The sequence below is a fragment of the Burkholderia sp. AU33545 genome, from assembly GCF_020419685.1.
Taxonomy (GTDB): Bacteria; Pseudomonadota; Gammaproteobacteria; order Burkholderiales; family Burkholderiaceae; genus Burkholderia; species Burkholderia diffusa.
In genome coordinates this window covers 53,163-79,323 of the sequence record NZ_JAIZRQ010000013.1, presented here as the reverse complement: position 1 = coordinate 79,323, position 26,161 = coordinate 53,163, and the positions used below count along the sequence as shown (strand labels likewise).

Sequence of the window (26,161 nt, the reverse complement as noted above, 5' to 3'; positions counted from 1 at the left end):
ATAGCGAGTCGGTCCCACCCCTTCCCATCCCGAACAGGACCGTGAAACGACTCTACGCCGATGATAGTGCGGATTCCCGTGTGAAAGTAGGTAATCGTCAGGCTCCCTAAGCCAGAAACCCCCGCCCAAAAGGCGGGGGTTTTTGCATTTGAGCGGCGGAAATACGAGCGGAATGACGAGTGCAAGGCGGTTGGAGCTGGCATCGTGATGGCCGATGATGAGCGACATTGATCGATGATCGTCGAAAAATGTCACTTTCGAGCAAAATGCGCCCGAATTGATGTTTCCGTCCCTCGACGTGTCGTGCCGGCCTGATCGCGTACGCCATTCGGTGACTGCAGCACGATATCGTCATAAAAATCTATGCGCATAAAGTCCATTCGCGCATGCCCGGCAGAGCAGACCAGCAGCCCATCAGGGTAATATCACCATTCATCCCGATTCCTGGCGTTCATCTGCATAGCCGGCACTCGGTGTCCTTCGTATTTCGTTTCCCGCACCATTCATGATTAATAGCCCTGCCCACCGTGGTAGGACGACCGACTTCTTGCCGTATCTGGTCGCTGCAACGTTCTTCATGGAGTATCTCGACACGACCGTGATCGCGACCGCGCTGCCTCAGATGGCACGCTCGTTCGGCGTCGGTCCGAACGCGCTCAGCCTCGGGATAACGGCCTATATGCTGGCGCTCGCGGTGTTCATCCCGATCAGCGGCTGGATTGCGGATCGTTACGGCTCGCGCACGGTGTTTGCCACCGCCATCTTCGTATTTACCGGCGCATCGGTGCTGTGCGGGCTGTCCGAGGGCGTGATGACGTTTACGGCCGCGCGCCTGCTGCAGGGCGTCGGCGGGGCGATGATGGTGCCGGTCGGACGGCTGATCGTCGTTCGCAGCACCGAGAGGGCCGAGCTGATGCGCGCAATCGCGACGATTACGTGGCCAGGCATCGTCGCGCCGGTCGTCGGGCCGCCCATCGGCGGCTTCATCACGACCTACGCGTCGTGGCGATGGATCTTCCTGCTGAATGTCCCGTTCGGCATTGTTGCGCTCGTCTGTACCTGGCTGATCGTCCGGAACACGCGTGCCGACGAGCAACGACCGCTCGACTGGGTCGGCTTCGTGCTGGGAGGCGCTGCGCTGACCTGTCTGCTGATCGGTACCGAAGCGGCTGGACAGCAGGACGTCGACTTCACGCGCGCGGGTATTCTGGTGGGCGCGAGCATGCTGTTCGGCATCGCCGTGTGGATGCACGGGCAACGCTGTGCGCATCCGCTGCTCGATTTCTCGACGCTGAAAGTGCCGACATTCTCGGTGACGGTGATCACCGGCTCCATCACGCGGATGGCGATCAACGCCGTGCCGTATTTGCTGCCGCTGCTGTTCCAGATCGGCTTCGGGCTGTCGCCATTCCAGTCCGGCCTGCTGCTGCTCGCGAGCGCGCTTGGCAATCTTGGGATGAAGGCGGGAACGTCGTGGATCCTCGACCGATTCGGTTTCCGGCGGGTTGCGCTCGTCGACGTGACGATCGCAGGTCTCTTCACGATCGCGTGTGGCTGGCTGACAGCGTCGACGCCGCTGGCGGTCACGCTGTTCGTCGTATTCGTTTACGGGCTCACGCGGTCGATGCAGTTCACGACGCTCGCGACGCTGGCATATGCGGACATTCCGGCTCGACAGACGAGCGCGGCCAGCACGCTGTGGAGCGCGGCGCAGCAGATGACGATCGGGATGGGGATTGCATTCGGTGCGTTGTCGCTGCGGTTGGCGGCGTTGGTGCGTGGCGACGCGGCCGGCATGCATTACGTGCTCGACGATTTTCGCTGGGCGTTCGTTGCGGCGGGCGTGCTCGCGCTGCTGACGTTGCCCGGCTATGCCCGGCTGGCTTCCAATGCTGGCGATTACCTCCGGGCAAATGCGGCCAGCAGGTAAGCAGGATTTCTCATTGCGTGTCGTCCCGACGGGTGTGGGCTTCCGTTTATTGTCGCTCGCTCGAAACGTCGATCCGTGATGGCGACGATTGGCTGAAGGGCAGTGCACCCCGTCGTCCGTTACCACCAATGATACGCAGAACGTGCAGCGGCGGCACGGCACAACACAACGATCCTTGCGCAATGATGCGCGGTGCCTGTTGCGCAAACTCATCCGCATGCCGAATGGCGAGACAACATCACGTTGCACCCCACAGGCCGTCACTGTGCGTCATGGAAGATGATGCCGACCGTGTGGCGGTGGCCGCTTCGGATTCTGCTCACGCCATGGCGCAGGTTGACGCGATAGACGCCGCGCGTTCCCTGCACGGGCCTGCCGTGGACGGCGAAGATCACCGCATCGCCTTGCGTCAGCGGCACCACTTCCGCGCGTGACTGCATGCGTGGTCGCTGTTCCGTCAACACGAACTCGCCGCCCGTGAAATCCCGACCAGGTACCGACAGCAGGATGGCGACCTGAAGCGGAAAGACATGCTCGCCGTACAGGTCCTGATGGAGGCAATTGTAGTCGTCGGGACCGTATTGCAGGATCAGCGGCGTCGGTCGTGTCTGTCCCGCCGCGTGGCAGCGATCGAGGAATGTCCGGTGCTCTTTCGGATAGCGGACGTCGATCCCGAGTGCCTGGTTCCAGCGATTGGCGATCGGCGCAAGATGCGGGTAGAGCGTCATGCGCAGCGCGGCGACGACGCCAGGCAGCGGATACGCGAAGTACTTGTATTCGCCGCGCCCGAAGCCGTGCCGTGCCATCACGATGCGCGAACGATAGAGCGCATCCCGCGGATAGAGCGAGGCGAGCGCATCGCACTCGCTTGCGGAGATCAGACCCGGTACTCGCGCACATCCGTAGCGACCGAGCTCGACATCGACGGTCGGCCAGTCGATTGTATCGACGCGTTGCGCGATGTCCGTCGATTCGACGGCAGGTTGCAGATTGGCGAAATTCACGGGCGTATCTCGGTTCGTCAGCGGTGTGGCGCCGTACCGTCGCGCGGAATATTCGCAAGCGTCGAATGCACGGCTGAGGCCACGATGAAAGTTGATGAACCCAGTCTAGCGGCGTCCGTGTACCGTCGCGCTCCAGATCTTGCGCTTCAATCCGGAAAGGCGGAAAAGGCAAGGACGTGGCAAGAACCCATTCAATGCCGAGAAGTGTCGAAGCGGAAAAGCGGAAAAGCGGAAAAGCGGAAAAGCGGAAAAGCGGAAAAGCGGAAAAGCGGAAAAGCGGAAAAGCGGAAAAGCGGAGAAGCGACGGCGAAATCTTCCACGGCAGGCGACCGGCTTTCACCGGCCACCCACCGTTTGCCCGATCACGCCACTGACCGGAACAACCAGTAGAGCCCGCCTGCCAGCACGATCGACGCGGGCAGCGTCAGCACCCACGCGAGCACGAGGCTGCGCACCGTGCTCCACTGCAGCCCTGATCCGTTCGCGGCCATCGTGCCCGCGACGCCAGACGACAGCACGTGCGTCGTCGACACGGGTAGCCCGTACACGTCGGCGGCACCGATCGTCAGCATCGCGACGAGTTCGGCCGACGCACCCTGCCCATACGTCAAATGCTGCTTGCCGATCTTCTCGCCGACGGTCACGACGATCCGCTTCCAGCCGACCATCGTGCCGAGGCCAAGTGCGATCGCGACGGCGACTTTCACCCACGTCGGAATGAACTTGGTCGCGTGGTCGAGTTGCTTGCGATAGTTGTCGATGGCGAGTTTGTCGTCGGCGGCGAGCGCGGGCTGCCCCGACTTCTCGATCAGGCGAATCGCTTCGGATACCAGATACATCGTGTTGCGCACGTTGTCGACGTCGCGTTGCGGCGCCGCCGCCATCGACCCCGACGTACCGACTGCGGTCGCGAGCAACGTGGACAACTGTTGCACGGCAGGCAGCACGGCGGGCGTCAGTTCACGATGCTGCACGTAGTGTTCGACGTCGGCGCGCGGGTTCGCTGACGGCGCGACGCCGTTCGTATACTTCCCGAACGTCGCGGCAGCCTGGTTCGCGACGGCGACGAACGTCTGCGTTTCGGCTGGCGTGACGGCCTTGTTCAGCGCATATGCGGTCGGCACGGTGCCGATCAGGATCAGCATGATGAGGCCCATCCCTTTCTGCCCGTCGTTCGATCCGTGCGCGAACGATACGCCCGTGCAGGTCAAGATCAGCAGGCAGCGAATCCAGAACGGCGGCGGCTGATCCTTCGGCGGCTCCTTGTACAGATCGGGAATCCGCACGAGCGCCTTCAGCACGAGCAGCAGCATTGCCGCGCACAGGAAGCCCACGATCGGCGAGAACAGCAGCGACTTGCCGACACCGAGCGCCTGGCCCCAGTCGACGCCGCTTGTGCCGGACGGCCCGTGCATCAACTGGTTCATCAGACCGACGCCGATGATCGACCCGATCAGCGTATGCGAGCTCGACGACGGTAGCCCGAAATACCAGGTCGCGAGATTCCACATGATCGCGGCGATCAGCAGCGCGAACACCATCGCGAAGCCTGCGCCGCTACCGACCTGCAGGATCAGTTCGACCGGCAGCAACTGCAGGATGCCGAACGCGACGACGCCGCTCGAGACCATCACGCCGAGGAAGTTCCACATGCCGGACCAGATCACCGCGACGTTGGGCGTCAGCGAGTGGGTATAGATCACGGTGGCCACCGCGTTCGCGGTGTCGTGGAAGCCGTTGACGAATTCGAAGCCGAGCGCGATCAGCAGCGCGGCGCCGAGCATGAGGTACGGGAACAGCGACCCTTCGCGGACCGGCGACAGGTCGGCGATCAGGTGAGTGGCGATATACGCGGCGCCGAATGCGAGCACCAGCAGGAACACGGCATAGCCGACCTGCCTGGTGCGTTCGACTGAACCCGACTTGTTCGGCGCGGACGAAGCAGGATGATTCATGACGGCATCTCGTAAAGGAACCGCGTCCGATCCTAGCTTTCGCTAGCAGTCAGTTTGATGACAGTACGGATGGCGAATCATGGTCTTACGGATGTGTAAGGGGGCGGTGCCGTAACGTCGTGACGCAACATGTCGTGCACGGCTCGCGTCGTCGTCCATATAATGAACACGAGCCTGCGCACCGACATGCGGACTGCCGGCAGTGCGTAGTGTGCGAGCGCGGCTAGCGCAGCATGCGTGGCGCGCTCCACGTCGATTCGCGCGCCAGCGCGACGAATGCGGCCAGATAGTCGATCGACGCATCCGCCTCGCGGATGCCGAGGAAGATCTGTTTCGCAATGCCCTTCTTGCCGAGCTTGACCGGCACGACCGGCATCCGGTCCGCGTATTCATCGGCAAGCCACCTCGGCAGCGCGGCCACGCCCCGGCCGCTCGCCACCATCTGCAGCATGATGTCGGTCGTCTCGATCGACTTGTGGCGCCGCGGCACGATGCCGGCTGGCGTCAGGAACTGGTTGTAGATGTCGAGCCGGTCGGTTTCGACCGGGTAGGTGATCAGGACCTCGTCGGTCAGCTGCTCGGGCGTCACGTAGTCGGCGTTCGCAAACCGATGCGCATCCGCGACCACGAGCACCTGCTCGTAATCGAACACGGGATCGAAGCGCAGCCCCGGCTTGTTGAGCGGGTCGGGCGTCACGAGCACGTCGATGTCATGGCCGAACAGCGCGCCGATGCCGCCGAACTGGAAGCGCTGCTTCACGTCCACGTCGACGTCCGGCCAGCGCGACAGGTACGGCGACACGACCTTCAGCAGCCACTGGTAGCACGGATGGCACTCCATCCCGATGCGCAGCGTGCCGCGCTCGCCCTTCGCGTACTGCTTCATCCGCTCCTCGGCGAGTTCGAACTGCGGCAGCAGCCGGTTCGCCAGCTTCAGCAGATACTGCCCGCCCTGCGTGAGCCGCAGGCCGCGTCCTTCCCGGTCCCAGATCGGCGTACCGAGCTGCTGCTCGATTTTCCGGACGGTATGGCTGAGCGCCGATTGCGTGAGATGCAGCGCATTGGCGGCCGCGGTCAGCGAGCCTTGGCGCTCGACTTCGCGGATCACGACGAGATGGAATCGTTCCAGCATGGAGATCGTTCACCCAACAGATACATGAACAACTTTAATGGATTAATGAAATAATGCCATTTTATTTCATGGGATGAAATCCCTATGATGGCTGCCGGATCTTCAATTTCTTCTGGATGGCAGCTTCATGGTTACGACACACAACCTCGGTTTTCCGCGCATCGGCGCGAAGCGCGAACTCAAGTTCGGTCTCGAACGCTACTGGAAGGGCGAATCGTCGCGCGATGAACTGAAGGCCCTCGGCGCCGAACTTCGCCAACGCCACTGGAACGACCAGCGCGACCTCGATCTCGTACCGATCGGCGATTTCGCGTTCTACGATCAGGTGCTCGACATGAGTTTCACGCTCGGCAACTTGCCGAAGCGCGTGCAGGACTTCCATGGCGACGCGCTCGACAACTATTTCCGCGTCGCGCGCGGCCGTTCGGCGCAGTCGGCGGAAGAACACGCGGCATGCTGCGGCGGTGTCGCCGCCGGTGAAATGACGAAGTGGTTCGACACGAACTATCACTACATCGTGCCGGAGTTCCACGCGGACACGAACTTCTCGCTCGATCCGTCGCGCCTGCTCCAGCAACTGGCGCAAGCGCAGGCGCAGGGCGTCGCCGCGAAGCCGGTGATTCTCGGCCCCGTCACGTATCTGTGGCTCGGCAAGGCGAAGGACGATTCCGATCGCCTTGCGCTGCTGCCGAAGCTGCTGCCGGTATATGGCGCGCTGCTCGACACGCTGACCGCGCAGGGTGTCGAATGGGTGCAGATCGACGAACCGATCCTCGTCACCGAGCTCGACGCCGAATGGCGCCTGGCGCTGCGCACCGCGTACGACACGCTCGAGACGCGCCGCATCAAGCTGCTGCTCGCGACGTACTTCGGCCAGCTTCAGGACAACCTGACGCTCGCGGCCTCGCTGCCGGTCGACGGCTTGCATATCGATGCGATCAACGCCCGCGACGAAATCGACGCGCTCGTGCGCGAACTGCCGGCCGACCGCGTGCTGTCGGTGGGCGTGATCAACGGCCGCAACATCTGGAAGACGGACCTGAACGCGACGCTCGACTGCCTCGAACCGCTCGCGAAGCAACTGGGCGACCGCTTGTGGCTCGCACCGTCGTGCTCGCTGCTGCATGTGCCGGTCGATCTCGCGAGCGAGGAGAAGCTCGACGCGGAGATCCGTGCATGGCTTGCGTTCGCGCTGCAGAAACTCGACGAACTGAAGGTGCTCGCGACCGCGCTGAACGAAGGCCGCGACAAGGTGGCCGACGCGCTCACCGCGAACGCCGCCGCGATCGAAGCGCGCCGTCGCTCGCCGCGTGTGAACAACCCGGCGGTGAAGGCCGCGATCGCACGCATCGACGCGCAACTCGGCAACCGCGCGAGCCCATACACGCAGCGCGCGCCGAAACAGTCGGCGCGCCTGAATCTGCCGGCGTTCCCTACGACGACGATTGGCTCGTTTCCACAGACCGCCGAGATTCGCCGGGCGCGTAGCCAGTTCAAGGCGGGCGCGCTGGATGAAGCCGGCTATCGCAAGGCGATGCAGGCGGAAATCGAGCGCAGCGTGCGCGAGCAGGAGTCGCTCGAGCTCGACGTGCTGGTGCACGGTGAAGCCGAACGCAACGACATGGTCGAATACTTCGGCGAGCAGCTCGACGGCTATGTATTCAGCCAGTTCGGCTGGGTGCAGTCGTACGGTTCGCGCTGCGTGAAGCCGCCGATCCTGTTCGGCGACATCAGCCGCCCGAAGGCGATGACGGTCGAATGGATCGCGTATGCGCAGTCGCTGACGAGCAAGCCGATGAAGGGCATGCTGACCGGCCCGGTGACGATCCTGAACTGGTCGTTCGTGCGCGACGACCAGCCGCGTTCGGTGTCGTGCTACCAGCTCGCGCTGGCGATCCGCGACGAGGTGCTCGATCTCGAGAAGGCCGGCGTGCGCGTGATCCAGATCGACGAGGCCGCGCTGCGCGAAGGGCTGCCGCTGCGCCGCGCGCAATGGAGCGAGTACCTGCAGTGGGCGGTCGAGTCGTTCCGCATCGCCGCGAACGGCGTGCAGGACGATACGCAGATCCATACGCACATGTGCTATTCGGAGTTCAACGACATCATCGCGTCGATCGCCGACATGGACGCGGACGTGATCACGATCGAGACGTCGCGCTCGGACATGGAGCTGCTCGACGCGTTCGACAGCTTCAGGTATCCGAACGAGATCGGGCCGGGCGTGTACGACATCCACTCGCCGAACATCCCGACGCAGGATCACATCGTCGGCCTGATGAAGAAGGCGGCCGAGCGGATTCCGGCGGAGCGCCTGTGGGTGAACCCGGACTGCGGGCTGAAGACGCGCCAGTGGGCGGAAGTGATTCCGGCGCTGACGAACATGGTCGCCGCCGCAAAGACGCTGCGCAGCCAGGTGCGATAACGCGCGAACGCTGGGTGTACGCCGTCGCGATCGACGATCGGATGGCAACAAGCGGCCCGCATGTGTGGGCCGCTTGTTCGGCGGGGGGGGGGACATTGCGGCGTACCGCGGTACGCGCACCGCAAACGGGCAGGCGATGCCGCCTGCCCGCTGCGTGAGGTTACGCGGTGCGTGCGCCGCGCGGCAGCGTTTCGTCCGCCTTGCCGGGCGCGCCGGCATCGTCGATGCTGACGCGGCGCGAGATCAGCCACACGCACACCGACGACAACACGGCGGCGCTCGTATACTGGATCGCGAGCGGCCACCATTGCGGCGCGGTGTTTTGTGCGATCAGCGTGGCGACGAGCGGCGTGAGGCCGCCGGCGATCGCGCCGCACACTTGGTACGCGATGGAGATCGCCGTGTAGCGGATGCGCGCGATGAAGATGCCGCTGACGAAACCAGCGACCACCGAGTAGTAGCCCGATTCCGCGAGCGTCGCGAGGCCGACGCCGACGGTGATCGACAGCGGCGTGCCCATGTGCACGAGGGGCAGCATCACGAACGGCACGATCGCGGCCCAGGCGCCGGTGATCAGCAGCACGCGCGTCGTGCCGAAGCGCTGCGCGATGAACGCGGCCGCGAGCTGCACGACGAACTGCAGTACGGCGACGATCGTCATGCAATGCAGCACCATCGACCGGTCGAGCGACAGGAACTGCGTCGCATAGCTGATCATGAAGATGTTGCTGAAATACACGCCGGCGATCCCGTACACGTTCGCGCCGATCGCGAGCAGCAGCAGCGGCCAGTACTTGAGTGCCTCGCGCACCGGGTTCTGCGCGGTGTTGCCGCTCTTCCTGACTTCCTCGAACTCGGGCGACTCGGACACGCTCGCGCGGATCACGAAGCCGACCGCCAGCAGCACGGCGCTCGCGAGGAACGGCACGCGCCAGCCCCAGCTCATCATGTCGTCCTTCGACAGCGTGCTGATCGCGCCGAACGCGAGCATCGACAGGATCAGGCCGCTCGCGCTGCCGAGCTGCGCGAACGACGCGAAGAACGTGCGCTTGCCTTCGGGTGCATGCTCGCCGGCGAGCAGCACCGCGCCGCCCCATTCGCCGCCGACCGCGATACCTTGCAGCACGCGCATCAGAACCAGCAGGATCGGTGCGATCACGCCGGCTTGCGCATGGGTCGGCAGCAGGCCGATCGCGACCGTCGACACGGCCATCAGCATCAGCGTCGCGAGCAGCGAGCGCTTGCGGCCGAAGCGGTCTCCGAGATAGCCGAACATGACGCCGCCGAGCGGCCGCGCGAAGAAGCCGACCGCGAACGAGCCGAACGACGCGAGCAGGCTGACGAAACGGCTTTCGCCGGGAAAGAACAGCGGCCCGAACACGATGGCGGCGGCGGTCGCGTAGCTATAGAAGTCGTACCATTCGATCGTGGTGCCGACGAACGAAGCGAGCGCAGCCCGCTTCGGTTGCTTGATGGCAGTCCCCATCTGTTATGTGCTCCTCTGGAGTCCTCTGATTTTGAATAGGTTGTGCGCCGGGATCAGTCGCGGTACGCGACGCCGGGCAGCACGCACAGCAACTCGTAGGCGAGGTTCGCGCCGAGCAGGGCGGTGGTGCCGAATGGGTCGTACGGCGGCGCGACTTCGACGAGATCGCAACCGACGATATTCAGCCCCTTCGCGCCGCGGATGATCTCGAGCGCCTGCGGCACCGTGAGGCCGGCGATTTCCGGCGTGCCGGTGCCCGGTGCGTAGGCCGGGTCGATGCCGTCGATGTCGAAGGTGATGTAGACGGGCGTGTCGCCGATGCGCGCGCGCACTTCTTCCATCAACGGCGCGAGCGACTTGTTCCAGCATTCCTCGGCCTGGACCACGCGGAAGCCCTGCTCGCGGCACCAGTCGAAATCCTCGGCGGCGTAGCCGGTGCCGCGCAGGCCGATCTGCGTGACCTTGTCGCCATGCAGCAGGCCTTCCTCGACCGCGCGGCGGAACGGCGTGCCGTGCGCGATCTTTTCGCCCATCATCGTATCGTTCACGTCGGCGTGTGCATCGACGTGGATCAATGCAACCTTGCCGTGCTTGCGGTGGATCGCGCGCAGGATCGGCAGCGCGATCGTGTGGTCGCCGCCGAGCGTGATCGGCTTGCAGTCATGCGCGAGAATCGCGTCGTACGCGGTCTCGATGCGCGCGATGGAATCGTGCAGGTTGTACGGGTTGATCGCGACGTCGCCGATGTCGGCGATCTGCAGCGAATCGAACGGCGCGGCACGCGTGGCCATGTTGTAAGGGCGCAGCAGCACGGATTCCGTGCGGATCTGGCGCGGGCCGAAGCGTGCGCCGGTGCGATTGGAGGTGCCGAGGTCGAACGGCACGCCGACGAAACACGCGTCGAGGCCTTCGGCGCTCGCCACGTGCGGCAGGCGCATCATCGTCGCGATGCCGCCGCTGCGCGGCATTTCATTGCCGCCGAGCGGCTGGAAATGGGTGTGGTCGTTCATGGGCTTGTCTCTTCCGATGTGGGGTTGCCGTATCATTCGACGCGGCTTGGCGCATAGTTTTACGCGTCCGGCGGGAAAGAAGAATGCGAAGATATCGACGTAAACATCGATTTTCATCGATGTATGGAAGGGGAATAGCGTGCTGGGGAATCTGTCGACCCTCGATCTGCGGTTGATCCGCGTGTTTCTCGCGGTCACGGATGCGGGCGGCGTGTCGGCCGCGCAGGCGATGCTGAACGTCGGCCAGTCGACCATCAGCGCGCAACTGTCGTCGCTCGAGACGCGGCTCGGCTACCGGCTCTGCGAGCGCGGCCGCAGCGGCTTCCGGCTCACGCCGAAGGGCGAGCGGTTCCACGCGATGAGCCGCAAGCTGCTCGCCGCGCTCGACGAATTCGGGATGGCCGCGCGGCACATGGATCGCCAGCTGGTCGGTACGCTGAGTATCGGCCTGATCGGCCATACGCCGGTCAGCCAGAACGCGCGGATCGCGGAGGCGATCGCCGCGTTCCGCACACGCGACGAGGCCGTGCGCTTCTCGATCTCGGTGCGTGCGCCGGGCGATCTCGAGGAGAAACTGCTGAACGGCGAGATCCAGATCGCGGTTGGCTACTTCTGGCATCGCGTGCCGACGCTGCACTACACGCCGCTGTTCATCGAGCGGCAGGTCGCGTACTGCGGTCGCGGCCATCCGCTGTTCGAACGCGCTGGCGCGCTGACGCCGGCCGACGTCGCGGGATTCGAATGGGCCTGGCGCTCGTATCCGCTGCCGGAGGCGCAGATGTCGACGACGCCCGATCGCGTGAGCGCGACCGCAGACAACATGGAGGCGGTCGCGCTGCTGATCCTGTCAGGCCATCACCTCGGCTACCTGCCGCAGCACTTCGCGGTGCCGTATGTCGCGCAGGGGCTCCTCGCGCCGCTCAACCCGGATCGGCTGCATTACGAGGTCACGTTCCACATGGTCGTGGCGCGCGACGGGCGCGGCGATCCGCTCGTCGAGGCGTTCCTCGAGGATCTCGAGCGCGCGCACCAGTCGCCCGACGTCGTGTGAGGCCGCGTGAGGCCGCGCGAGGTCGGACAACGCCGGCAATGTGGACGAGTGTCACGCCGGAGCGAGCCGCTGTCTGCATCACGGCACTGGCAACCCCGCGTCGTGTTTCACCTCCCGCAACGACAGCGCCGATTCGATCGACGTGACGCCAGGCAGCATCCGCAGCGAGTCGCGCAGGAACGTGCCGTAGTCGTCGAGATCGCGCGCGACCACTTGCAGCAGGTAGTCGGCCGTGCCCGCGACGTTGTGGCACGCGAGGATCCGCTCGATGCCGAGCACTTCCCGTTCGAACCGGTCGGCGACCTTGCGATCGTGCGTCGCGAACCGAACCAGCACGAACGCGACGACGCCGAAGCCGAGCGCCTGGCGTGACAACTGCGCGCGGTAGCGCTCGATGTAGCCGTCGTTTTCGAGACGTTTCAGGCGCCGCGCGCACGGCGTTTCGGACAGGCCGACGGAATCGGCGAGACGCGCGATCGGCAGGCGGCCGTCGCGCTGCACCGCGGCGAGAATCGCGCGATCGGTTTTGTCGAGTGCGGTCATGTTGGCGGAATCCTTGTTTGGATTCCGTTATTGTGGCGGATTCCGCTATGAATCGCCAATTCTGAGCCAAAGATGGCCAGTAATCCCTCTACCTTCAGCGGCAACATATCGTCATTGAAGGACGGGGGCAGACCATGATTTCCACGCATTTGCTGTTGATTTATCTCGCCGCGCTGGCGGCCATCTACGCGGTGCCCGGGCCCGACATGGCGCTCGTGCTGCAGACCAGCATCGGCCGTGGCGTGCGCCCGGGCATGGCGGCGGCCGCCGGCCTTTCGCTGTCGCGCACCGCGCACGTGACGCTCTCCGCGTGCGGCGTCGCGGCGCTGATCCGCAGCGCGCCGTGGCTGTACGAGGCAATCCGTTACGGCGGCGCGCTTTATCTCGCGTACGTCGCGATCCAGGTGTTCCGCTCCCCGGTGTTCACACTCGGCGACGGCGACGAGGCGGCCCCGGGCGAACTGCGGCAGTCGTTCTTCAAGGGGCTGCTGACGAACTTGCTGAATCCGAAGGCGCTGCTGTTCTGCTCGGTGCTGCTACCGCAGTTCGTGCGCCCCGAGGCCGGGCCCGTCGTGTGGCAGATGTTCGAGCTCGGCGCGCTGCTGGTCGCGGCCGGCGTGTGCTTCGACCTCGCATGCGTGCTCGGCGCGTCGCGCATCGCGGCGTGGATGCGCGCGCATCCGCTCGCGCAGACGGTCCAGCGCTGGACGTTTTCCGCTGCGCTCATCGGGTTCGCGCTGCGGCTGTCGATGGATTGAGCCGCATCGTCACATCGCTGCCGCTCGGCAGCGATGTGACGATCGACAGAGGCCGCGTGCAATGCCGGTCTTCGTGGCCATGCCCCGCCGCAGAAGGGCGTGCGCGCAAATCGTCTGACTGATCTAAACTCCCTTCAACTTCGCGCATTCGCGAACCGACTGACCGAACGGAACCGACTTCCGCCGGCCATGTCCGATTTCCTGGCTGTTCCGTGCAACGCGGTACCAAGGAGGGTCTGAACATGGCAAGGCATCTTCACGCCGACCGTGAACCCCGAATCGTCGCCGAGTCCAAGTGCCTCGGCCCGTGCGATCCGGCAGAACGCATCCACGTCACGATCATGTTGCGGCGGCAGGAAGAAGGGCAACTCGATACGTTGGTCCACCAGCTCGCCGCCGGTGACGCGCAAGCGAAACCGGTGTCGCGCGAAACCTTCGCGCAACGCTTTTCCGCCAATCCCGACGACATTCGCAAGGCCGAGGACTTCGCGCGTCACCACCAGCTGACGGTCGATCGCGTCGATCCCGTTGAAAGCGTCGTCGTCCTGTCCGGCACGATCCAGCAGTTCGAAGCCGCGTTCAGCGTCAAGCTCGAGCGCTTCGAGCATCAGTCGATCGGCCAGTATCGCGGCCGCTCCGGCCCGATCGCGCTGCCCGACGATCTCGGCGATGTCGTCACGGCCGTGCTCGGCCTCGACAGCCGCCCCCAGGCGCGGCCGCACTTCCGGCTGCGACCGCCGTTCAAGCCCGCACGCGGCGGCGCGGCGGGCGTCACGTTCACCCCGATCCAGCTGGCGTCGCTGTACGGCTTCCCGGCCGGCGACGGTGCCGGGCAGTGCATCGCGATCATCGAGCTCGGCGGTGGCTACCGCGCGGCCGACATCCAGCAGTATTTCCACGGGCTCGGCATCAAGACGCCGCCGACGCTCGTCGACGTGAACGTCGGTACCGGCCGCAACACACCGACCGGCGACCCGAGCGGCCCGGACGGCGAAGTCGCCCTCGACATCGAGATTGCCGGCGCAATCGCGCCGGCCGCGAAGATCGCCGTCTACTTCGCGCCGAACAGTGACGCGGGCTTCGTCCAGGCCGTCAACGCGGCCGTCAGCGACAGGACCAACAAACCGTCGGTGATCTCGATCAGCTGGGGCGGCCCGGAGGCGATCTGGCAGGCGCAATCCGCGCAGGCGTTCAACCGCGTGCTGCAGGCAGCGGCCGCGCAGGGCATCACGGTGTGCGCGGCATCCGGTGACAGCGGCTCGGGCGACGGGCTGCAGGACGGCGCCGATCACGTCGACTTCCCCGCATCGAGCCCGTATGTGCTCGGCTGCGGCGGCACGCAGCTCGATGCATTGCCCGGGCAGGGCATTCGCAGCGAGGTCACGTGGAACGACGAGGCGGCCGGCGGCGGCGCGGGCGGGGGCGGTGTCAGCACGCTGTTCGACCTGCCGGCGTGGCAGCAGGGGCTGACCGTCACGCGCGCCGATGGCAGCAGCGCACCGCTCGCGAAGCGCGGCGTGCCGGACGTCGCCGGCGATGCGTCGCCGCAGACGGGCTACGAAGTGTCGATCGCGGGCACGGCCACGGTGATGGGCGGCACGAGCGCGGTCGCGCCACTGTGGGCCGCGCTGATCGCACGGATCAATGCGGCGGCGGGCGGTGCGGCCGCCGGCTGGGTCAACCCGGTGCTGTACAAGAATCCGGGTGCGCTGCGCGACATCACGCACGGCTCGAACGGCGCGTATGCGGCCGCGCAGGGCTGGGATGCGTGCACGGGCCTCGGCAGCCCGAACGGCGCGCAGCTCGCGGCGATCCTGACGCGCAAGCCGTCGAGCTGACGGCTGCGGTACACGGCTTTTCGTATGGCGCGGGCTTCCGGCCCGCGCCTTTTTCTCACCTCCAGGAGCAGCACGATGGGCATCGATTCCGCATCTTCCGGCGGCGTGTATCCGCTGCATCACGGCGACCACAATTCGCATGGCGTGCCGCCGACCATCAATCCGGTCGCGCTGAGCCACGGCCGCGACCAGCCGTTCTTCGATCCGGTCGCGTACGGCAATGGCCCCGACGACTCGGTCACCGACACGACCGAAGCGGCTGCGATCACGCACCACACGATCCTGATCGACGGCAAGCGCCTCGCGTACACGGCGACAGCCGGCCATCTCGTGACGGTCGATCCGAGCAGTTCGCAGCCGGCCGCGAAGATCTTCTACGTCGCGTTCACGGCCGACGGCGCGAAGGAGGAAACGCGGCCCGTCACGTTCTTCTACAACGGCGGTCCCGGGTCGTCGTCGGTGTTCGTGCTGCTCGGCTCGTTCGCGCCGAAGCGCATCAAGACCTCGATGCCGGGGTTCACGCCGCCTGCGCCGTACCAGATGGAAGACAATCCTGACAGCATGATCGACCACAGCGACCTGGTGTTCATCAATCCCGTCGGCACCGGCTATTCGGCGGCCGTCGCGCCGAACAAGAACCGCAACTTCTGGGGCGTCGACCAGGATGCAAATTCGCTGAAGCAGTTCATCAAGCGCTACCTGACGAAGAACAACCGCTGGAATTCGCCGAAATACCTGTTCGGCGAGTCGTACGGCACCGCGCGCAGCTGCGTGCTCGCGTACAAGCTGCACGAGGACGGCGTCGACCTGAACGGCATCACGCTGCAGTCGTCGATCCTCGACTACCGGCAGGCCGGCAACCCGGTCGGCGCGCTGCCGACCGCAGCGGCCGACGCGTGGTATCACAAGAAGCTCGGCGTCACGCCCGCGCCGACCGATCTCGGCACGTTCGTCGAGGAAGTCGCGCAGTTCGCGCGTACCGACTACCTGAGCGCACTGCGCAACGTGCCGCATGCCGATCCGGCCGCCGTGCGGAAGCTGTCGGACTACACGGGCATCGACACCGCGACGCTGCAGACCTGGGGGCTCGACATCGCGGGCTACGACGCGCGTGGCAATTCGTTGTTCCTGACGACGCTGCTGCACGCGCAGGGGCTCGCGCTCGGTTCGTACGACGGCCGCGTGACCGGGATCTCGTCGGGCATCGCCGGCAAGATCGATCCGAACTCGGGCGGCAACGACCCGACGATGACGGCCGTGACGGGTGTCTACACGGCGATGTGGAACAGCTACCTGAACGAGCAGTTGAAGTTCACGTCGAATTCCGCGTTCACGGACCTGAACGACCAGGCGTTCCAGAACTGGGACTTCAGCCATATCGATCCGACCGGCGCGCAGCAGGGCATCGATGCGAAGGGGAACGTGATCCTCTATACGGCCGGCGATCTCGCCGCGGTGATGGCGCTGAACGTCGACCTGAAGGTGCTGTCGGCGAACGGCCTCTACGATTTCGTCACGCCGTTCTACCAGACCGTGATCGACCTGCAGCAGATGCCGCTCGAGGATCAGAAGGTGCGGCAGAACCTGTCCGCGCGCTTTTATCCGTCGGGGCACATGGTGTATCTCGACGGCGGTTCGCGCACCGCGCTCAAACGCGATCTCGCGACGATGTACGACGCGACGGTCAGCGATACGGGCGCGCGGATGCGGATTCGCGCACTGCAAGCGAAGAAGACGGGCGGGCACGCGTAGCGTTGCCCATCTTGCACGTGCCGCGCGTAACCGCCAGGTTCCGCGCGGCGCGGCATGGTGTTGCGGCGATGGCGACGGCGCCGGCTTACGCGGCCGGCCAGTCGAACGGCGTGTACGGCAGCGCGCGCTTGTGGCGCGAGCCGTCGTAGAAGCGCAGCACCGTTTCGTACACGCTGTCGGCCACGGGCTTGCCTTCGAGGAAATCGTCGATCTCGTCGTAGGTGACGCCATACGCGTGCTCGTCGGGGCGCAGCGGACGCAGTTCCTCGAGGTCAGCCGTCGGCACCTTCATCACGATCAGTTCGTCACCGCCAAGCGCGCGGGCGACCGCACGCACACGGCGCTTGCTCAGGCCGGCGAGCGGCAGCACGTCCGCGCCGCCATCGCCGAATTTCGTGAAGAAACCCATCAGCGATTCGGCCGCGTGGTCGGTGCCGATCACGATGCCGCGCCGCGCGCCGGCGACCGCGTACTGCGCGATCATGCGTTCGCGTGCCTTGATGTTGCCGTGCACGAAGTCCTGCTGTGCCGGGTTTTCGAACGCGTGGCCGGAAGCGACGAGCGATGCGAGCATCGCGTCGGCGGCCGGCTTCACGTCGACCGTGAACGTCTCGTCCGCGCGCACGAACGCGAGCGCGCGCTGTGCATCGGCTTCGTCGTTCTGCACGCCGTTCGGCAAGCGCATCGCGATGAAGCGGGCGTCGTAGTCGTCGGCGCGCAGCTGTTCGACCGCCAACTGTGCGAGCCGTCCGGCCGTCGAGGAATCGACGCCGCCGCTGATGCCGAGCACGTAGGTCCGCAGGCCGGTCGAACGAAGGTACTGCGCGAGGAAGTCGACGCGCCGGGCGATCTCGGCATCGACGTCGAAGTGCGGGGTGACGTTCAGTTCGGCGATGATCGCGCGTTGGCGGCTGGCGTAATCGGCGGATGTCATGGAGGGTGGTTCCGGAACGAAATGCAAGGCGCCCATCATAAGCGCAATCGCGGTCCGGCGCCGCGCCGGGCATGCGATCCGGCGACCGCGCGTTGCATTGGCGAGACGCGCTGCATCGTCATGGGGCAGCGCGCGGGGCGCGTCGACTCCGGCGTGCACGCGGATGCTTCGTTTCGATGCATGGAAGGGGCGCGGTGACGGACGCTTCCTGCTTTCGCTCGCTCGCCCGCGTCAGCGCCGCGCGAGCACGACGCCCGCCAGCGCGAGCCCGAAGCCGGCGAGCTGGACGGCCGCGAGCGTTTCGCCAAACAGCAGATAGCCCTGCAGGGCGGCGAGCGGCGGCGCGAGGAACAGTAACGACGTCGCGCGCGCGGCGTTGCCGCGCCGCAGCATCCACATCAGCATCGTGACCGCGCCGCCGGACAGGAACACGACGCCCCACACGAGCGATATCCACAGCGCCGGCGCGCCGATCCAGCGCGTTTCGTGCAGCAACGCGACGAAGACGGCCGCGACGATCGCCGCGCCGAGGTTCTGCACGGCGACGGCCGTGCGCAGGTCGTTCTGCGCGAGCTTGCCCTTCTGATACAGCGAGCCGGCGGTGATCGAGCCGACCGACAAGATCGACACGGCCACGACGAACCACGCGGGCGCGGCGCCCGGTGGCGGCGCGACGCCGCCCGCGACCTTTGGCGCGAGCACGAGCGCGACGCCGGCGAGCCCGAGCGCCATTCCGAGCCAGCCGCGCGCGGGCAGGCGCTCGTTGAACAGCGGCACTGCGAGCACGGCGGTGGCGAGCGGCTGCAGCGCGCCGAGCAACGCCATCACGCCCGCATTCAGTCCCTGCGCGACGGCCCAGTAGCTGGCGCCGAGATAGACGCCTTGCAGCAGCGCGCCCGCGATCAGGTGGCGCGGCCATTCGCGGCGGGCCGGCCACGGCGCGCGCGCGGCGAGCGCCACCGCGCCGAACAGCACGGCCGTGCCGGCGAAACGTGCGAGCAGGAACAGGTTCGGATCGGCGTAGGGCTTGATTGCCCGTGCGACGATGAAGCCGGTGGACCACAGCGCGACGAACGCCGCGGCGACGAGCGAGTTAAACATGCGTGGCGGGCCGCGATACGGCCGGACGAATCGTGAAGTCGGCCAGTATCGGTCGAACCGGTGCCGCCGTCTTGTCGGATTCTGCACTTGCTCGTGCCGCGAGCGCGCTGCATGCGGTTGCCATGCGCGGCGCGTTGGCCGTGGCCGTGGGCGTGACGTGCCGCGAGCGCGGCGGCCATTCCGTTACCGGCCGGCCAGATGAAGGTGCTGCGGCATGAAAGCGCGCCGTGGCGCGCGGACAGGACGGGCGGTCAGTCGAGCGAGAACGTGTCGAGCGGCTGGTTCGCGCGCGCGTCGGTTGCGAAGCGCGCAGCGAGCTGTTCGTAAAGCCGGCGCGCCTCGTCGAGCGTCAGGTCGATCCAGTATGGATCGCCCGCTCCGTCGTTGAGTCGTTCTGGCGAAAACTGGATTTCGAGCACACTGCCTTTGCGATACATTCCCCAAGCCCCTTTACGGTTTGTCGTTCGGCGAAACGCAAAGTGTAGCAACCGCTTGCCGTGCCGATTCGCGCGCATCGGGCAATACAGAATTTCGCTTTCGTGAAACGCGACGACCGCCAGCCGCACCGCCGTCAAATGGCGGTCAAGCGGCCGTAATACAATGCTCGGCTTACCCATTACCAGTCGCCTCGGGCGCATTGCGATGCTGGCGGAACAACGTCATCAATACATTCTGTCGGAGCTCGGACGATCGGGCGCGCTGTCGGTAGCCGAACTCGTGCGCTCGCTCGACGTGTCGCGCGAGACGATCCGGCGCGACCTGAATGCGCTCGCGGCGCGCGGCCTGCTCGTGATGACGCATGGCGGCGCGCTGGCAGCGGACCGCCGCGAGCCGAGCCTGTCCGAGCGTGAAGCGGCGAACGCCGAAGCGAAGCGCACGATCGGGCGACGCGCGGCCGAATTCGTGCCCGACGACGCATCGGTGCTGATCGACTCGGGCAGCACGCCGCACGCGGTCGCGCTCGCGCTGGCCGACCGGCACCGGCTGTCGATCTACACGAACGACTGGCGCACGGCGTTCGTGCTCGCGCGGCGCAACGGCAATCGTGTGACGCTGCTCGGCGGCGAACTGTCCGACGACGAGGACGCGACGTTCGGGCTCGATACGATCCAGCAACTCGCGCAATACCATGTCGATTTCGCGTTCGTCGGCGCGGGCGGCATCACGGCCGACGGCGACTGCACCGACTACTCGCGGCTCGCGGCCGAAGTGCGCAGCCGGATGATCGCGGCCGCCGGCACGGCGATCATCGTTGCCGACCATTCGAAGTTCGGCCGCGTGACGCCGGTGCGGATCAACGGCACGTCGGCCGCGCGCTACCTCGTCACCGAGCGCGCGCCGGACAAGGCCGTGCGCCGCGCGCTGACCGCACGCGGCATCGAGCTGCTCGTGTGCGATTGACGCGCGTCCGACATACAAGGTTCATCGAACCGTCATCGCACGGGAAGAACCACCGTCAACACTGACTCATTCATCTCGACCGGGCCGCCCGGCAGGAGCAACGAATGACCGTCAGCGTACGCAGCTATCTTTCTCCGACCCTGGTCCTGCTGGCCTTCGACTGGCCCGACGCGGCGTCGCGCACCGACTTCCTCGGCTTCGCGATCCGGCGCACGCCGGGTTTCTGGGCGGCCGACGGCAAGACGCGGGCGCCGAACAGCTGGCTGCCGAACCGGCTCACGTTCGACGGCCCGGCCGCCGACACGCAGGGCGACGCACCGACCGACCAGGCGCCGATCCAGAAATTCATGTGGTGGGACGCGCGCATCGATCCGCAGGACCGCGATGCGTCATTCCGCTATGACGTCTATCCGGTCGTCGGCACGCCGGAGCACCTGCAGGTGCTCGATGCGGAGGCCGGCGTGTGCGAGGTCGTATTGCCCGCTCACGTCGTGGATGGCGTCGGTACGTGGTTCAACCGTGCGGTCGTCAGCTCGCAGGCGTTCGCGAAGCAGGTCGCGGCACTGGGTCTCGCGCCGGATGCGGCGCCGAGCGCGGACCAGGCACTGAAGCTGCGCACGTGGCTCGCGAACGACATGGAACAGGTGTTCGCGGCGATGCTCGACCCCGCGTCCCGCGCGGTGTCGGCCGTCTACCATCTGACGGACACGCTGTGGGCGCTGCCCGCATTCGAGGCGTTCGGACGGCAACATGGCGAAGCGTCGCTCGCGATCGTCTACGACGCGCACGAGACTGCGCGCAAGGGCAAGCCGCCGCTGCCGTCGCCGAACCAGCCGGCTGTCGACGCGCTGCAGGGCCTCGCGACGCTCGCGCCGCGCGACCGGACGCACATCATGCACGACAAGTTCATCGTGACCGACGCACCGGCGAATGCGACAACCGCGGTGACGCCCACGCGCGTGCTGACCGGTTCCGCGAACTTCACGACCGAAGGGCTGACGGAGCAGGCGAACGTGCTGCACGCATTCGATTCGCCGGCGCTCGCGGCGCTGTACAACGCGCGTGCGCACGCGCTGGCCGCGAATCCGACGATCGCGGAGACGGCGAAATTGTCGGCGGGCTGGTCGGCGCCGATGACGATCGGCAGCGCGCAGGTGCGCGTCGCGTTTTCGCCGGAGCCGGCGGGGCAGCGCACCGAGATCGATACGATCGTCGCCGCGATCGCGGCCGCGAAGCATTCAGTGTCGTTCTGCCTGTTCATGCCGACTGACGCTGCGCTGCGCGACGCATGCTTTGCAGCCGGCGACCGCGGCCTGATGATGTTCGGCCTGGTGAACCGCATCAACGTCGGTAGCGCGACGAAGGCTGATGCCGCGCAGCACGATGGGCAGTCGCTCGATGCGGCGACGCTCGCGAACCTCGAGCTTTACCATCGCCAGCGCGATCGGCGCGACGTGATCGATGCCGCCTATTTTTCGCCGGCAACGGTGCCGCAGGGTTTCGAACCGGAGCTGCGCCTCTTTCCGGGCGAGCCGGCGCCGATGTATCCGCCGGTCGTGATCCACCACAAGTTCATCGTGATCGATGCGGAAGGCGCGAACCCGATCGTCTATACGGGCTCGGCGAACATGAGCCGCAACTCCGAGCAGTACAACGACGAGAACCTGCTCGAGATTCACGACACGCGGATCGCGGCGATCTATCTCGCGGAATTCCTGCGGCTCTACGAGCACTACCGCGCGCGGGCGCTGTCGATCGAAACGAAACGGCATGGCGCCGGTGTGCAGCGGCAGCTCGCGCTCGCACCGGATTCGAGCTGGGCGAAGAAATATTACGTGGCGGGAAGCCCGGAAGAGAAGGCGCGGATCGCGCTGGCGTCGACCGTGCCGACGGACTCGCCCGCGACGCACGCGCGGCGTGAGGCGGCATGAAGCAGCGCGCGGCGTGCGCTCGGCTCGTGCCGGTTGCAGGCGGCGCGGCGAGGTTCGGGAGGTGTGCCGGACGGCGAGTGGAATGCTCGCCGGCCGGCCTTCGGGCGGAATCGCGCGGTGCGCCTACGCGGCGACGTAGCGCAGCACGGAGTCGGTGATCGTCTCGCGATGTCGCGCGCGCAGCCGCGGCGCCGACGGATCGCGGCCGAACGCGGCGCCGAACGTATAACGGTTCGACACGCGGTGGAAGCAGAACGAGCTGATCAGCAGATGCAGGTCGAACGCGTCGATGTCCTTGCGGAAGGCGCCGCTCGCCGCACCGCGCTCGAGCAGTTCCTCGAGCGTCTTGATGATGCTGACGTTGCGGTTCTTGAACGACTTCAGCTGTTCGAGATACTTCGCGCCGTGGATGTTCTCGATCGACACGAGGCGGACGAAGTCGCGGTGCTTGTCGTGATAGTCGAACGTGAATTCGACGAGCCGGCGCATGCCTTCGCGCGGCTCCATGTCGCCGACGTGCAGTTCCTGCTCGAGTGCGCGGATGTCGCCGTACACCTTCTCCAGCACGGCCTCGTACAGGCCTTCCTTGCTTTCGAAGTAGTAGTACAGCATCCGCTTCGTGGTGTTCGTACGCTCGGCGATCGCGTCGACGCGCGCACCGGCGAGGCCCATCGCGGAAAACTCCTGCGTGGCGACGTCGAGGATGTTGCGCTTGGTTTGCTCGGGATCGTATTTGCGCCGCGCATCGGTCGCAAGTGCGCGGCTTTCGGACGTGGCGGCCTTGCTTCCAGCTTTCATGTGACTTTGTTGTGGGTTCGCGGCGGCATGAAAAATCCATTCTAGCATGCGGGAAATGCCGGCCCGGCCGACCTTTCGTTCTAATCGGCCGTGCGGTTTCGGCTGCTGCCGCCGCTCAGCGCCGGCACGACGCGAGCGCGTCGCGGGCCTGGTACGCGGTGTACGTGAGCTGCGCGGCGGCGAGTCCCGCGAGCCCGAACGTGCGCGTGAGCCCGAACGCGGCGAAGCCCGCCGGCACGGGCCGCTCCCCGGCCAGCGCGGCGGCGAGCACTTCGCCGGCGACGGTGGTGGGCGCCATCCCGTGACCGCCGAATGCGATCGCGTGCCACACGCCGTCCGCGTCGCGGCCGATTTGCGGCATCTTGTGCCGCGCGTAGCTCATCAGCCCGCCCCAGGCGTATTCGACCTTCACGCCTTCGAGCTGCGGATACACGCGCAAAAGGTCGCGTCGCAGCAGCCGCGCGATCGCGTCGGGGCCGCGGTCGAGCACGGAGATCCGGCCGCCCCACAGAATGCGCGTGTCCTTCAGCGGGCGGTAGTAGTCGAACGCGAAACGCGTATCGTAGATCGCGTACGGCGCGTCGATCGCGTCGGGCAGGCGCGTGCCGAGCGGTTCGGTCGCGATCACGTAGGTCGCGATCGGCAGCACCGCGCGTTCGATGCGCGGCGACACGCCGCGTGCATAGCCGCCGCCGGCGAACACGACGTCCTTCGTGCGCACCGTGCCCTGCGCCGTGCGCACGACGTAGCCGGCGCCTTCGCGCGCGATGCCGAGCGCGGCCGAGCGTTCGTACACGCGCGCGCCGCCGCGCGATGCGGCCGCCGCGACGCCGAGCACGTACTTGAGCGGATGGAAGTGAAACGCGTTCGGCTCGAACAGGCCGCCGTAATAGCGCTGTGTCTTCAGCCGCGCGCGCAGCGCGTCCATCGAAACGGGTTCCCAGTCGACGTTGAATTCCTGCTTCATCAGCGTGCGCACGCCGTCGAGCCGCGATGGATCGTCGAACCAGTTCGCGAGCATCACGCCCTCGTCGACGATGTCGCTGTCGATCCCGTAGCGGGCGATCCGCGCGCGGATCAGGTCGACCGCATCGACGGTGAGCCGGTACAGGCGGCGGCCTTCGTCGCGGCCGAGCGTGCGCAGCAGGTCTGCGTTGTCGAGGCTGTAGCCGCCGAACACGAAGCCGCCGTTGCGGCCCGATGCGCCGAAGCCGACCCGCTCTCCGTCGAGCACGACGACGTCCTGCACGCCGCGCTCGACGAGGCCGAGCGCCGTGCACAGGCCGGCGAGGCCGCCGCCGACGATGCAGACCTGCGTGTCGATGGTGCCGCTCAGTTGCGGGTAGGGCTGGCGGGTAACGGTGGCTTCGTAGAAGTTCTGCATGCGTTTTCGGTGATTCGTCACGACGGAAAAACGGACGGCGCGCGTCGATCTTGCCTGAACGCGCGCGTCGCGTCGAATGGGTTTTTCAGTGCATCGGCCGCGGCGGTCGGGCGGCGGCCGTTGCACGACCGGGCGTCAGGCGCCCGGCGTCGGGTTCGGCGGGGCGGCAACGTAGGCCGGATAGCCGGTACTGGCCTTTACCGTCGCTTCGGGCGTCGCGTTGCGCTCGATCCACGGCGCGATCTCCATGTCCTCGTAGCGGACGAGCCGGCATTTGCGCACCAGCGCGTAGCCGAGCCAGATCGCGAGGAAGAACGGCAGGCCGATGTAGGTCGCGGCGATGCCGGCCCAGTCGATCCTGTCGGCGAGGAACGCCTGGTAGTCCTGGCCGAGTGCGACGACCGCGCACAACGCGAATGCGAACAGCGGGCCGAACGGAAACCACTTCGACCGGTATGGCAGCTGGTCGAGCCGATAGCCCTGCTTGAGGAAGCCCTTGCGGAACCGGTAGTGGCTGACCGCGATGCCGAGCCAGGTGATGAACCCGGCCATGCCCGACGTGTTCAGCAGCCACAGGTAGACGGTCTTGTCGCCAAACAGCGACGTGAGGAAGCACAGCGCGCCGACGGCGGTCGTCGCGTACAGCGCGTTGCGCGGCACGCCGCCCGGCGACAGCTTCGCGAACAGCTTCGGCGCGCGGCCTTCGACCGAGAGGTTATAGAGCATCCGCGTCGACGCGTACATGCCCGAGTTGCCGGCCGACAGCACGGCCGTCAGGATCACCGCGTTCATCACGCCGGCCGCGAACGCGAGGCCCGCGTGGCGGAACACGAGCGTAAACGGGCTCACGCCCACGTCGGTGACGTCGCTCTTCAACAGGCTCGGGTCGGTGTACGGAATCAGCACGCCGATCACGAAGATCGCGAACACGTAGAACAGCAGGATGCGCCAGAAGATCTGGCTGACCGCGCGCGGGATCGTCGTGCGCGGGTTCTCCGATTCGCCGGCCGCGACGCCGATCATTTCGGTGCCCTGGAACGAGAAGCCCGCGATCATCGCGACGCCGAGCATCGTTGCCCAACCGCCCACGAAGGGCGCGTCGCCGATCGTGAAGTTGCCCCAGCCCGCGCTCGGGCCGCCTTGCATGATCCCGAAGATCATCAGCAGGCCGACGCCAACGAACGCGAGCACCGTCAGCACCTTGATCAGCGCGAACCAGTATTCGGCTTCCCCGAAGCCGCGTACCGACAGCGCGTTGAGCGCGAAGATCAGCGCGAGGAAGATCGCGCTCCACCAGACGCCTGGCACGTGCGGAAACCAGTAGTGCATCACGAGCTGCGCGGCGACGAGCTCGACCGCGAGCGTCACGGCCCAGCTGTACCAGTAGTTCCAGCCGAGCGCGAAGCCGAAGCCCTCGTCGACGAATTTCGCGCCGTAGGTCGCGAACGAGCCCGACACCGGCATGAACGCGGCCATTTCGCCGAGGCTCGTCATCAGGAAGTAGACCATCAGGCCGATCAGCATGTACGCGAGCATCGCGCCACCGGGGCCGGCTTGCGAGATCGACGCGCCGGACGCGACGAACAGGCCCGTGCCGATCGAGCCGCCGATCGCGATCATCCGCAGATGGCGCGCCTGCAGTGCGCGGTGGAGGGACGGCTTCGCGGGCGGCGAGCCGGACGGACGGGGCGAGTCGGGGCGGGCATCTGAATGCATGGCGGGTGCTGGGCG

Annotated in this window: 20 protein-coding genes and 1 rRNA gene; 9 read left to right on the top strand and 12 right to left on the bottom strand. The window is 66.3% G+C overall.

Going from position 1 to position 26,161, the window contains the following annotated elements:
• Nucleotides 1-103, top strand: a 5S ribosomal RNA gene (gene rrf / locus LGM71_RS32610); the annotation flags it as partial.
• A gap of 402 nt (nt 104-505) precedes the next feature.
• On the top strand, nt 506-1,930 hold the full coding sequence (locus LGM71_RS32605; RefSeq protein WP_226118634.1) for a DHA2 family efflux MFS transporter permease subunit: 1,425 nt from the start codon (nt 506-508) through the stop codon (nt 1,928-1,930).
• A 260-nt stretch (nt 1,931-2,190) separates the two neighbouring features.
• On the opposite strand, the gene LGM71_RS32600 is transcribed toward LGM71_RS32605, so the two are convergent.
• The 3 genes from LGM71_RS32600 to LGM71_RS32590 form a co-directional block, all read right to left on the bottom strand.
• Nucleotides 2,191-2,934, bottom strand: coding sequence for a 2OG-Fe(II) oxygenase (locus LGM71_RS32600; protein ID WP_226118632.1), 744 nt, complete (start codon nt 2,932-2,934; stop codon nt 2,191-2,193).
• A gap of 362 nt (nt 2,935-3,296) precedes the next feature.
• A complete protein-coding gene (locus LGM71_RS32595) occupies nt 3,297-4,889 on the bottom strand; it encodes an inorganic phosphate transporter (protein WP_226118630.1) in 1,593 nt (530 codons plus the stop codon).
• Nucleotides 4,890-5,112: 223 nt separating this feature from the next.
• Nucleotides 5,113-6,021, bottom strand: coding sequence for a LysR family transcriptional regulator (locus tag LGM71_RS32590; RefSeq protein WP_059532643.1), 909 nt, complete (start codon nt 6,019-6,021; stop codon nt 5,113-5,115).
• A 127-nt stretch (nt 6,022-6,148) separates the two neighbouring features.
• Here LGM71_RS32590 and metE point away from each other — a divergent pair, with 127 nt between their 5' ends.
• Nucleotides 6,149-8,443 (top strand): 5-methyltetrahydropteroyltriglutamate--homocysteine S-methyltransferase, encoded by a 2,295-nt coding sequence (gene metE, locus LGM71_RS32585; RefSeq protein WP_226118628.1) that lies wholly within the window; start codon nt 6,149-6,151, stop codon nt 8,441-8,443.
• Nucleotides 8,444-8,603: 160 nt separating this feature from the next.
• Here metE and LGM71_RS32580 read toward each other — a convergent pair whose 3' ends face one another.
• Together LGM71_RS32580 and speB are read right to left on the bottom strand one after the other, a co-directional pair.
• Nucleotides 8,604-9,929 (bottom strand): MFS transporter, encoded by a 1,326-nt coding sequence (locus LGM71_RS32580; protein WP_059691637.1) that lies wholly within the window; start codon nt 9,927-9,929, stop codon nt 8,604-8,606.
• Between the two features lie 53 nt (nt 9,930-9,982).
• Nucleotides 9,983-10,939 (bottom strand): agmatinase, encoded by a 957-nt coding sequence (speB, locus tag LGM71_RS32575; protein ID WP_175816539.1) that lies wholly within the window; start codon nt 10,937-10,939, stop codon nt 9,983-9,985.
• Nucleotides 10,940-11,078: 139 nt separating this feature from the next.
• Here speB and LGM71_RS32570 point away from each other — a divergent pair, with 139 nt between their 5' ends.
• On the top strand, nt 11,079-11,990 hold the full coding sequence (locus tag LGM71_RS32570; protein WP_226118626.1) for a LysR family transcriptional regulator: 912 nt from the start codon (nt 11,079-11,081) through the stop codon (nt 11,988-11,990).
• A 78-nt stretch (nt 11,991-12,068) separates the two neighbouring features.
• Here LGM71_RS32570 and LGM71_RS32565 read toward each other — a convergent pair whose 3' ends face one another.
• Nucleotides 12,069-12,533, bottom strand: coding sequence for an Lrp/AsnC family transcriptional regulator (locus LGM71_RS32565; protein ID WP_226118624.1), 465 nt, complete (start codon nt 12,531-12,533; stop codon nt 12,069-12,071).
• A 134-nt stretch (nt 12,534-12,667) separates the two neighbouring features.
• Here LGM71_RS32565 and LGM71_RS32560 point away from each other — a divergent pair, with 134 nt between their 5' ends.
• From LGM71_RS32560 to LGM71_RS32550, 3 genes are all read left to right on the top strand, one after another.
• A complete protein-coding gene (locus tag LGM71_RS32560; protein ID WP_059598733.1) occupies nt 12,668-13,291 on the top strand; it encodes a LysE family translocator in 624 nt (207 codons plus the stop codon).
• Nucleotides 13,292-13,533: 242 nt separating this feature from the next.
• Nucleotides 13,534-15,129, top strand: coding sequence for a protease pro-enzyme activation domain-containing protein (locus tag LGM71_RS32555; RefSeq protein WP_226118622.1), 1,596 nt, complete (start codon nt 13,534-13,536; stop codon nt 15,127-15,129).
• A gap of 75 nt (nt 15,130-15,204) precedes the next feature.
• Nucleotides 15,205-16,881 carry a S10 family peptidase gene (locus tag LGM71_RS32550; RefSeq protein ID WP_124629498.1) on the top strand — a complete coding sequence of 559 codons (1,677 nt, stop codon included), beginning with the start codon at nt 15,205-15,207 and terminating at the stop codon, nt 16,879-16,881.
• Between the two features lie 85 nt (nt 16,882-16,966).
• Here LGM71_RS32550 and nadE read toward each other — a convergent pair whose 3' ends face one another.
• The 3 genes from nadE to LGM71_RS32535 all read right to left on the bottom strand — a co-directional run bounded on the left by nadE (nt 16,967) and on the right by LGM71_RS32535 (nt 19,353).
• Nucleotides 16,967-17,815: an ammonia-dependent NAD(+) synthetase gene (nadE, locus tag LGM71_RS32545; protein ID WP_226118620.1), complete on the bottom strand. Its 849-nt coding sequence runs from the start codon at nt 17,813-17,815 to the stop codon at nt 16,967-16,969.
• Between the two features lie 231 nt (nt 17,816-18,046).
• Complete coding sequence (locus LGM71_RS32540; RefSeq protein ID WP_059598729.1) at nt 18,047-18,916, bottom strand: DMT family transporter; 870 nt, start codon at nt 18,914-18,916, stop codon at nt 18,047-18,049.
• 251 nt (nt 18,917-19,167) lie between these two features.
• Nucleotides 19,168-19,353 carry a hypothetical protein gene (locus LGM71_RS32535; RefSeq protein ID WP_006752380.1) on the bottom strand — a complete coding sequence of 62 codons (186 nt, stop codon included), beginning with the start codon at nt 19,351-19,353 and terminating at the stop codon, nt 19,168-19,170.
• A gap of 205 nt (nt 19,354-19,558) precedes the next feature.
• Between LGM71_RS32535 and LGM71_RS32530 the strand changes: the two genes are divergently transcribed.
• Nucleotides 19,559-20,317, top strand: coding sequence for a DeoR/GlpR family DNA-binding transcription regulator (locus tag LGM71_RS32530; RefSeq protein WP_059598728.1), 759 nt, complete (start codon nt 19,559-19,561; stop codon nt 20,315-20,317).
• A gap of 104 nt (nt 20,318-20,421) precedes the next feature.
• Nucleotides 20,422-22,248, top strand: a complete 1,827-nt coding sequence (locus LGM71_RS32525) for a phospholipase D-like domain-containing protein (protein ID WP_226118611.1) — start codon at nt 20,422-20,424, stop codon at nt 22,246-22,248.
• Nucleotides 22,249-22,371: 123 nt separating this feature from the next.
• Here LGM71_RS32525 and LGM71_RS32520 read toward each other — a convergent pair whose 3' ends face one another.
• From LGM71_RS32520 to LGM71_RS32510, 3 genes are all read right to left on the bottom strand, one after another.
• A complete protein-coding gene (locus tag LGM71_RS32520; RefSeq protein ID WP_059464545.1) occupies nt 22,372-23,046 on the bottom strand; it encodes a TetR family transcriptional regulator in 675 nt (224 codons plus the stop codon).
• Nucleotides 23,047-23,161: 115 nt separating this feature from the next.
• On the bottom strand, nt 23,162-24,430 hold the full coding sequence (locus LGM71_RS32515; RefSeq protein WP_226118609.1) for an NAD(P)/FAD-dependent oxidoreductase: 1,269 nt from the start codon (nt 24,428-24,430) through the stop codon (nt 23,162-23,164).
• Nucleotides 24,431-24,565: 135 nt separating this feature from the next.
• Nucleotides 24,566-26,146 (bottom strand): amino acid permease, encoded by a 1,581-nt coding sequence (locus LGM71_RS32510; RefSeq protein ID WP_226118607.1) that lies wholly within the window; start codon nt 26,144-26,146, stop codon nt 24,566-24,568.
• Nucleotides 26,147-26,161 lie beyond the last annotated feature (15 nt).